General features: G+C 68.9%; 11 protein-coding genes. 6 read left to right on the forward strand and 5 right to left on the reverse strand.

Translation table 11 applies throughout. The features are described 5' to 3' along the window. Window positions 1-46: 46 nt before the first annotated feature. Both ispH and B0W88_RS10225 read right to left on the reverse strand, forming a co-directional pair. Entirely contained in the window at window positions 47-1,018 is a 972-nt protein-coding gene (ispH, locus tag B0W88_RS10220) for a 4-hydroxy-3-methylbut-2-enyl diphosphate reductase (protein ID WP_077034559.1), read from the reverse strand. After that, window positions 1,018-1,464, reverse strand: coding sequence for a peptidylprolyl isomerase (locus tag B0W88_RS10225; RefSeq protein ID WP_077034560.1), 447 nt, complete (start codon window positions 1,462-1,464; stop codon window positions 1,018-1,020). The genes ispH and B0W88_RS10225 overlap by 1 nt, the downstream gene beginning before the upstream one ends. A 67-nt stretch (window positions 1,465-1,531) precedes the next feature. On the opposite strand from B0W88_RS10225, the gene radC reads away from it, so the two are divergent. Beyond that, window positions 1,532-2,206 carry a DNA repair protein RadC gene (gene radC / locus B0W88_RS10230; protein ID WP_077034561.1) on the forward strand — a complete coding sequence of 225 codons (675 nt, stop codon included), beginning with the start codon at window positions 1,532-1,534 and terminating at the stop codon, window positions 2,204-2,206. Between the two features lie 15 nt (window positions 2,207-2,221). Beyond that, window positions 2,222-2,869, forward strand: coding sequence for a Smr/MutS family protein (locus tag B0W88_RS10235; RefSeq protein WP_077034570.1), 648 nt, complete (start codon window positions 2,222-2,224; stop codon window positions 2,867-2,869). Here the strand turns inward: B0W88_RS10235 and B0W88_RS10240 are convergent. The 3 genes from B0W88_RS10240 to B0W88_RS10250 are packed head-to-tail and all read right to left on the reverse strand — an operon-like array spanning window position 2,866 to window position 4,833. Continuing rightward, window positions 2,866-3,255 (reverse strand): group II truncated hemoglobin, encoded by a 390-nt coding sequence (locus tag B0W88_RS10240; protein WP_077034562.1) that lies wholly within the window; start codon window positions 3,253-3,255, stop codon window positions 2,866-2,868. The genes B0W88_RS10235 and B0W88_RS10240 overlap by 4 nt on opposite strands. Window positions 3,256-3,262: 7 nt before the next feature. Continuing rightward, complete coding sequence (locus B0W88_RS10245; RefSeq protein WP_077034563.1) at window positions 3,263-4,084, reverse strand: MinD/ParA family protein; 822 nt, start codon at window positions 4,082-4,084, stop codon at window positions 3,263-3,265. After that, the gene (locus B0W88_RS10250; RefSeq protein ID WP_233151676.1) at window positions 4,081-4,833 is read right to left on the reverse strand and encodes a GGDEF domain-containing protein; all 753 of its coding nucleotides are present in this window, start codon (window positions 4,831-4,833) and stop codon (window positions 4,081-4,083) included. The genes B0W88_RS10245 and B0W88_RS10250 overlap by 4 nt, the downstream gene beginning before the upstream one ends. Window positions 4,834-5,016: 183 nt before the next feature. On the opposite strand from B0W88_RS10250, the gene B0W88_RS10255 reads away from it, so the two are divergent. The 4 genes from B0W88_RS10255 to B0W88_RS10275 form a co-directional block, all read left to right on the forward strand. Next, on the forward strand, window positions 5,017-5,871 hold the full coding sequence (locus B0W88_RS10255; RefSeq protein ID WP_077034564.1) for a protein-glutamate O-methyltransferase CheR: 855 nt from the start codon (window positions 5,017-5,019) through the stop codon (window positions 5,869-5,871). Window positions 5,872-5,881: 10 nt separating this feature from the next. Then, entirely contained in the window at window positions 5,882-6,553 is a 672-nt protein-coding gene (cheD, locus tag B0W88_RS10260) for a chemoreceptor glutamine deamidase CheD (RefSeq protein ID WP_077034565.1), read from the forward strand. Window positions 6,554-6,577: 24 nt separating this feature from the next. Next, entirely contained in the window at window positions 6,578-7,672 is a 1,095-nt protein-coding gene (locus B0W88_RS10265; RefSeq protein ID WP_077034566.1) for a chemotaxis response regulator protein-glutamate methylesterase, read from the forward strand. Between the two features lie 318 nt (window positions 7,673-7,990). Further along, window positions 7,991-8,804 (forward strand): LysR substrate-binding domain-containing protein (locus B0W88_RS10275; protein ID WP_077034568.1); only part of this gene is annotated, 814 nt, incomplete at its 3' end.

Here is an 8,804-nt window from a genome sequence, read left to right on the forward strand (position 1 = left end):
CGGCGCCTGTCCTGGCGCCGCTTCCTTCAAGCGTTCAGCGCCAGCGTCAAGATCGTGGTGAAGAAGAACTGAGCTCGGCCATCGACTTGTCGCCCAGACCCATCGGCAGCGGGAAGCGCACATGCTCCTCCACGCCCGGCAGGCTGCGCACGGCAGTGGCGCCCAGCTCGCGCAAGCGGTCGATGACGGCCTGCACCAGCACATCGGGCGCCGAGGCGCCGGCAGTCAGGCCCACGCGCGAGCGGCCCTCGAACCACTCCGGCTTCAGGTCCGCCGCAGCATCGACCATATAGCCCGGCGTGCCCAGGCGCTCGGCCAGCTCGCGCAGGCGGTTGCTGTTGGAGCTGGTCGGGCTGCCGACGACGATCACCACGTCCACCTGCGGCGCCAGCACCTTGACCGCGTCCTGGCGGTTCTGCGTGGCGTAGCAGATGTCCTGCTTCTTCGGCTCGCGCACCAGCGGGAAGTGCTTCTTGACGGCGGCGAGGATCTCGGCCGCATCGTCCACGCTGAGCGTCGTCTGCGTGACCACGGCCAGCTTGCTCGGATCCTTGACGCGCACATGGGCCACGTCGGCCACGTCCTCGACCAGGTAGATGCCTTCGCTGAGCTGGCCCATCGTACCTTCCACCTCGGGGTGCCCCTTGTGGCCGATCATGATGAACTCGTAGCCCTCGCGATTGAGCTTGGCCACTTCCACGTGGACCTTGGTGACCAGCGGGCAGGTGGCGTCGAAGACGTTGAAGCCGCGGGCCGCCGCCTCGCGCCGCACTTCCTGGCTGACGCCGTGGGCGCTGAACACCAGCGTGGCGCCGGGCGGCACCTCGCTCAGTTCCTCGATGAAGATCGCGCCACGGGCCTTCAGGTCGTTGACGACGTAGGTGTTGTGGACGATCTCGTGGCGCACATAGATCGGCGCGCCGAACTTGACCAGCGCGCGCTCGACGATCTCGATCGCGCGGTCGACCCCGGCGCAGAAGCCGCGCGGTTCGGCCAGGAGGATCTCACCGTCATTCATCACAGCACCCCGATCACTTGCACTTCGAAGCTGACCGGCTGGCCGGCCAGCGGATGGTTGAAGTCGAACAGCAACCAGTCCTCGCCGACCTCCTGGATGCGGCCGGCATAGCTGCCCTGCCCGTCCGGCGTCGGGAACTGGACGACGTCGCCCACGTTGTACTCCTCGTCCGGATCGCTCAGCTGGCGCATCAGGCTCATCTTCACGCGCTGCAGCAGCTCGGTATTGCGCTCGCCGAAGGCCTCGCCCGGCGCGAGCTCGAAGCTGGCGCGCGCGCCCTCCTCCAGGCCGATCAGCCGGGCCTCGATGGCGGGCGATAGCTCGCCGGTGCCCAGCGTCAGCGTGGCAGGGCCTTCCTCGGCGAAGGTGTTGACGAGGTCGGCGCCGTCAGGCCCGCTGAGGCGGTAGTGCAGGGTCAGGAAGGCGCCTGCTTCGATACGGTTCATGGTGGGATTGTTCGATAGACTCACGCGATTTTAAGGCCTCGGCACCCGCCGCCCGGCCGGCCGCCCGATGCCCCTGCAAGACCTCCCGCCCGATGCACGCCCCCGCGAGAAATTGCTCGCGCGCGGACCGCAGGCGCTGGCCGATGCTGAGCTGCTGGCGCTGCTGCTGCGCACCGGCCTGCCGGGCCAGGGCGTGCTGCAACTGGCGCAGGCGCTGCTGGACCAGTTCGGCGGCTGGCAGGGGCTGCTGAGCGCGGGCATGCCGGAGCTGTCGCGCATCAAGGGCCTGGGGCCGGCCAAGCGGGCCGAGATCGCCGCGGTGCTGGAGATCGCGCGCCGGGCGCTGCAGCAGCAACTGGTCGAGCGGCCGATCCTGTCCTCGCCCGAGGCGGTCCGCAGCTTCCTGCAGCTCAAGCTCGGCGCCCACCCGCACGAGGTGTTCGCCGTGCTGTTCCTGGACAGCCAGCTGCGCCTGATCGCCTTCGACGAGATGTTCAACGGCACCTTGCACAGCACCACCGTCCACCCGCGAGAGATCGTCAAGCGCGCGCTGCAGCACGGTGCGGCGGCGGTGATGCTGGCGCACAACCATCCGTCCGGCGTGGCCGAACCCTCGCAGGCCGACGTGCTGCTGACGCGCCGGCTGATCGAGGCGCTCTCGCTGGTCGACGTGCGCGTGATGGATCATCTGGTCGTCTGCGCCGGCAGCGTCGCCTCGCTGGTCGAGCGCGGCATGATCTGATCGAACCCGATGACGATGAAGTCCGACACCCTCAACAGCCTGCAGGACCTGAAGACCCTGCAGCGCGAACTGGCGCTGCGCCGCCGCCTCGACGAGGAACGCCGCGAGCGCGAGGCCGCCGCCGCCCGGCTGGCGGAACAGGAGCGGCGCGCCTTCGAGCTGAGCGTCGGCCCGGTGACGCCGCTGTCAGCGCGCGCCCATCGCGTCGTCCACGCCCGCCAGGCGCCCGAGCCCGAGCCGCTGCAGCGCGAGGCCGACGAGCGCCGCGTGCTGCTGCAGGCGCTGTCGGACGATTTCGACGTGGAGTCGCTGCTGGAGACGGACGACACCCTGTCCTTCCGCCGCCCCGAGATCAGCGCCGAGGTCGTGAAGAAGCTGCGCCGCGGCCACTGGAGCCTGCAGGCGCAGATCGACCTGCACGGCCTGCGCCGCGACCAGGCCCGCGAGGCGCTGGGCCACTTCATCCACGAGTGTTCGCAGCGCGGCCTGCGCTGCGTGCGGGTGGTGCACGGCAAGGGCCATGGCTCGCCGGGCCGGGAGCCGATCCTGAAGGGCCGCGTGCGGCGCTGGCTGGTGCAGAAGGAAGAAGTGCTGGCCTTCGTGCAGGCCCGCGGCAGCGACGGCGGCGCCGGGGCGCTGATGGTGCTGCTGACCGGAAGCTAGACGTTCCGCATGTGGTCGGCCGTGCCCATGAAGGAATTGGCCAGCCGCTCCTGCAGCACCGGGTCCAGCTCGCACTCGTCCATCGCCTGCATCATGCAGCCGACCCACTGGTCCCGCTCGGCGATGCCGATGCGGAAGGGCAGGTGCCGCGCGCGCAGCATCGGGTGGCCGAAGCGCTCGATGTAGTGGTTGGGCCCGCCGAGCCAGCCGCAGAGGAACCAGAACAGCTTGTCGCGCGCGCCGTCCAGGCTGTCGCCGTGCGCGGCGCGCAGCTGGGCGAACATCGGCTCCAGGTCCATCAGGTCGTAGAAGCGGTCCACCAGGCGGCGCACCACCGCTTCGCCGCCGACCCACTCAAAGGCGGTCGCAGGTTTGTTCTCGTTCACGGGACGACTATCCGAGCAGCTTGTTGGCCAGGGCCTTGATCGACTGCGCCGCGTCGCTGCCCGGGAAGTGCTCCAGCATCAGCTGCCGCTTGAGCACCGCCTGGCGCACCGACGGGTCGGCCTTCACCTCGCCCAGCAGCTCCAGCTTGAAGCTCTGGCCCGGCATCGCGCCGACGAAGCGCTGCAGCACCTGCTGCAGCTGGCCGCAGATCACCCGGCCCTCGCCGGGGCGGTTGGCCTGGTTGACCAGCAGGCCCACATGGCGGCGCTCCTGCTGGGTGCAGAGCACCTTGATCGTCGCGTAGGCGTCGGTCAGCGAGGTGGGCTCGGGCGTGGCGACGACCAGCACGTCGGTGGCCATCGAGATCGCGAACAGCACCACGTCGGAGATGCCGGCGCCGGTGTCCAGCAGCACCCAGTCGAAGCGCGGCTTCACCAGCTCGACGATCTGCAGCAGCTTGTCGCGCACGTCGGGCGTGAGACGCGAATACTCGACCATGCCCGAGCCGGCCAGCAGCACCGAGAAGCCGCCGGGCGCGGGCAGGATCGCCTGGTCCAGCGAGCACTTGCCGGTGAAGACGTCGTGCAGCGTCAGCTTGGGGTGCAGGTTCAGCACCACGTCGATATTGGCGAGGCCCAGGTCGGCGTCCAGCACCAGCACCTTCTGGCCGCGCGCGGACAGCGCCGCCGCCAGGTTGGCGGTGACGAAGGTCTTGCCCACCCCGCCCTTGCCGCTGGTGATCGCCAGCGTGCGGGCCACCGGCCCGCGGTGGGCGCGTGCCGGCTGTTGTTCTGTTGTCGTTGATGTCGCAGCAGCAGTTGAATTCATTCTCTTTCCTGTTGCTGTAGGGCTGCTCCGGCCGCCTCCTCCTGCGCCACGGCGAAGAGCATGCCCTTCTCCTCGGCGGTGACGGTCGAATCGATCTGCGCCTCCATGCAGGCGCGGTTGCGGCCCTCGGCCTTGGCGCGGTAGAGCTGGCGGTCCGCCCGCTCCATCCACAGCAGCGGCGACGAGCGCACCCACTGCGGCGCGAAGGCCCCGCCGATGCTGATCGTGATGTCGAGGAACTGGCCCGAAGCCACCTCCACGCGCAGCTCCGACACATGCTCCCTCAGCCGCTCCGCCACCACCGTGCCGAACTCGCCGGCGCAGTTGGGCAGGATCACCGCGAATTCCTCGCCGCCGACCCGCGCCACCGTGTCCATCGGCCGCACCACATGGGCGATCGATTCCGCCACCGCCTGGATCACCAGATCGCCGGCGCCGTGGCCGTAGCTGTCGTTGACCGCCTTGAAGTAGTCGATGTCCATCACCAGCAGCAGCGCCGATTCGCCCGAACGGGCCACCCGGTCGGCCTCGCGCGACAGCGCCATCTCGAAGCTGCGGCGGTTGGCCAGCCCGGTCAAGGGGTCCTTGCTGGAAAGGTCGCACAGCGCATCCACGAGGGCCTGCAGCCAGGGCGCGCTGTAGGGCTCGGCCTCCGGCAGGACGGCCCCGGCCTGCTGCAGCAACTGCAGCGCCGAGTCCAGGTGCAGGCAACTGGCGTCGAGCAGAACGGGAGGCGGCGTGGGCTTCAAGGGGGAACGGACGCGCGGACGTGCGCAATGGGCATCAGTCTATCAGGGGCATTTACCTAGGGATGGACGAACTATGTGCACTTCCACCACTTGTTCCGAGGAAACTCTGGCCGGCCAGCGCACAACCCAGGCAAAATCGTCGCCAACCTGGTGCCAGACAGAATCAAGACCGAGCGCTCCTACATGCCCGCTGCACCGACCGCCACCGCTTCCAGCGACGCCATCGACCACGAGTTCTCCTTCAGCCGCGCGGACTTCGACCGCGTGCGCGAACTGATCTACCGCCACGCCGGCATCAGCCTGCACGAGGGCAAGCATGCGATGGTGTACAGCCGGCTCTCGCGCCGCCTGCGCGACACCGGCCACAAGTCCTTCGCCGCCTACCTGCAGTGGCTCGAATCCACCAGCGGCGCGCAGGCCACGCAGGAGTGGCAGGAGTTCGTCAACTGCCTGACCACCAACCTGACCTCCTTCTTCCGCGAAGACCACCACTTCCACGCGCTGAAGGACGACCTCAAGCCGCTGGCCGGCAAGCCGGTGCGCATCTGGTGCTGCGCCGCCTCGACCGGCGAGGAGCCGTACTCGATCGCGATGACCTGCCACGAGGCGCTGGGTGCCAGCGCCCAGGTTCAGCTGACCTGCAGCGACATCGACACCAATGTGCTGAACACCGCCCGGCGCGGCGTCTACAACGCCGACGCACGCGGCCTCGACGCCGGCCGGCTGAAGAACTTCTTCCTGCGCGGCACCGGCGCCAATTCGGGCCGCATCCGCGTCAAGCCCGAACTGCAGAAGGGCATCGAGTTCCGCACGCTGAACCTGATGGACAACCAGTGGCAGCTCGGCGATCCCTTCCACATCGTGTTCTGCCGCAACGTGATGATCTATTTCGATGCGCCGACCCAGCGCAAGGTGCTGGAGCGCATCCACCGCGTGATGCGGCCGCACGGCCTGCTGTTCGTCGGACACTCGGAGAACTTCACCGAGTCGCGCGACCTCTTCCGCCTGCGCGGCAAGACCATCTACGAGCGAGTCTGAGCAGGCCCCCATGAGCACACCCTCCCCGATCTCCGGCGCCAATGCGGCCCTGTCGGCCAGCAGCGCGGGCGCGGCGCGCGTGGCCCGGCTGAAGACGCAGCCGCGCAAGCAGGGCGAGGCCTCCTTCTTCTTCTACGACGCGCACTTCAAGAACGCCGCCGTGAAGATCCTGCCGGGCGAGTACTTCGTCGACAACGAGGACATCCTCATCATGACGACGCTGGGCTCCTGCATCGCCGCCTGCCTGTGGGACCGCACGGCGCAGATCGGCGGCATGAACCACTTCATGCTGCCCGAGGGCTCCGGGGACTCTGGCCGTTATGGCTCGTTCGCGATGGAAATGCTGATCAACGAGCTGATGAAGCGCGGCGCGCAGAAGAGCCGCATGGAAGCCAAGATCTTCGGCGGCGGCGCGGTGATCGCCGGCATGAACACGATCAACGTCGGCGAGCGCAACACGAATTTCGTCATCGACTACCTGAAGCTCGAGCGCATCCCCATCGTCTCCAAGGACGTGATGGACGTCTACCCGCGCAAGGTCTGCTTCCTGCCGCACAGTGGCAAGGCGATGGTCAAGCGGCTCGCCCCGACCAATACCGACGCGCTGGTGCAGCAGGACCGCACCGCGGCGCAGAAGGCGCAGCCGGTGGCCTCGACCGGCGGCTCCATCGACCTGTTCTGAGGACAAGAAGAGAAGAAGTACGACATGGCCAAGACAACCGTCGTCGTGGTGGACGACTCGGCGCTGGTGCGCAGCATCCTGACCGAGATCATCAACCGCCAGCCCGACATGACGTGCATCGGCGCGGCCGCCGACCCGCTGGTGGCCCGCGAGATGATCCGCAACCTGAACCCGGACGTGATCACGCTGGACGTGGAGATGCCCCGCATGGACGGGCTGGATTTCCTCTCGCGGCTGATGCGCCTGCGGCCGATGCCGGTGGTGATGGTCTCCACGCTGACCGAGCGCGGCGCCGAGGTGACGATGAAGGCGCTGGAACTGGGCGCGGTGGACTTCGTCTCCAAGCCCAAGATCGGCGTGGCCGACGGCATCCGGCTGCTGGCCGACGACATCACCGACAAGATCCGCATCGCCGCCAAGGCGCACATCCGCCGCGCCCCGGCACCGGCCGCGCCGGCTGCACCCGGATCGCCCGCGGTGGCGCCGAAGCCCGTCACCGTGGCCAGCATCGGCCGCATGTCCACCGAGAAGATCATCTTCATCGGCGCCTCCACCGGCGGCACCGAGGCCACCAAGGAGGTGCTGATCAACCTGCCGGCCGACTGCCCGGCGGTGGTCATCACCCAGCACATGCCGCCCGGCTTCACCAAGAGCTACGCGACGCGGCTGGACGGCCTGTGCAAGATCCGCGTCAAGGAAGCGCAGGACGGCGAGCGCATCCTGCCTGGCCACGGCTACATCGCGCCGGGCGGGCTGCACCTGTCGGTCGAGCGCAGCGGCGCCAACTACATCGCCCGCGTGCAGGACGGCGACCCGGTCAACCGCCACAAGCCCAGCGTCGAGGTGCTGTTCCACTCGGCGGCCAAGGTCGTCGGCCCGAACGCGCTGGGTGTGATGCTCACCGGCATGGGCGCCGACGGGGCCAAGGCCATGAAGGTGATGAAGGACGCCGGCGCCTACAACCTGGTGCAGAACGAGGCCACCTGTGTCGTCTTCGGCATGCCGCGCGAGGCGATCAACGCCGGCGCCGCCGACGAGGTGCTGCCGCTGAACCAGATCGCCGGCAAGCTGATCGAGCGGCTGAAGGCCACCTCGGGCATCTCGACCAACCGGGTCTGAGCGCGCGCCGGCGGCGCGGTGACGCTCTCACGGAGCGCCAGCGCTGCCTCGTGCAGGTCCGCATTGCCGTCGCTGAAGGCCTGGGCCGGGCCGATCAGCGCGAGGGCCAGCACCAACGCGGAGAGCACCGCCACGACCGCGGTCAGCAAGGTCATCACCAGCGATTCGGGCTGGGCCAGGGGCATGAAGCGCTTGATATTGCAGTTCGACATGGTCGGTTCCTCCGGTGGGTTTCGATGCTGGTCATCGTAGGCATCCAGCATTGGCGAGCAAAACGCTTTATCCTGGCCACACTGGACAGATTTACTTACCAACCCGATGTCACGCCTGCCCCGGCTCCCGCTGCAATACCTGGCCGCCTTCCGCGCCGCCGCGCAGACGCAGAACCTGCGCGCCGCCGCCGACCAGCTGAACCTGACGCACAGTGCCGTCAGCCAGCAGATGCGGGCGCTGGAAACCCAGCTGGGCTTTCAGCTCTTTGAACGCCAGGGGCGGCGGATCAGCCTGAATGCCGCGGGCCAGGCGTTGCTGCGCGGCGTCGAGCGAGCCTACGTGGAACTCGACACGGCGCTGCAGGCGGCCTCGGCCCAGCACGGCAATGCCGCCAGCAGCCTGCGCGTGACGACGCTGCCCTCGCTGGCCCAGCGCTGGCTGATGCCGCGCATCGGCCGCTGGCATGCGCTGCACCCGGAGATCGCGCTGGAACTGGACGTGACGCAGGACGTGGTCGACCTCGAACGCGATGGCTACCACCTGGCGCTGCGCCAGGGCCGCGGCCCCTGGACCGGCCTGGCCGACGAGCCGCTGTTCCAGTCGCCTGTGCTGCCGCTGGCGGCGCCGGCGCTGGCGCACCGGCTGATCGGCCAGCCGCTGGAGGTGCTGGCGCGCGAGCCGCTGCTCGGCGACGCCGGCCAGTGGGCCGAGTGGTTCGAGGCGGCGGGGCTGCCGAAGAAGCGCGTCGTCCCGATGGCCAGCTTCAACGACGCCGGCCTGCTGCTGCAGGCGACCGAGCAGGGACTGGGCGTGGGGCTGACGCGGGAACTGCTGGCGGCCGACGCGCTGCTGGAAGGCCGGCTCGTGCGGGTGGCGCCGAGCCAGGCGCTGTCAGTCGAACGAAACCGTTATCACATCG

The sequence above is a fragment of the Pelomonas sp. KK5 genome (assembly GCF_001984095.1).
Lineage (GTDB): Bacteria > Pseudomonadota > Gammaproteobacteria > Burkholderiales > Burkholderiaceae_C > KK5.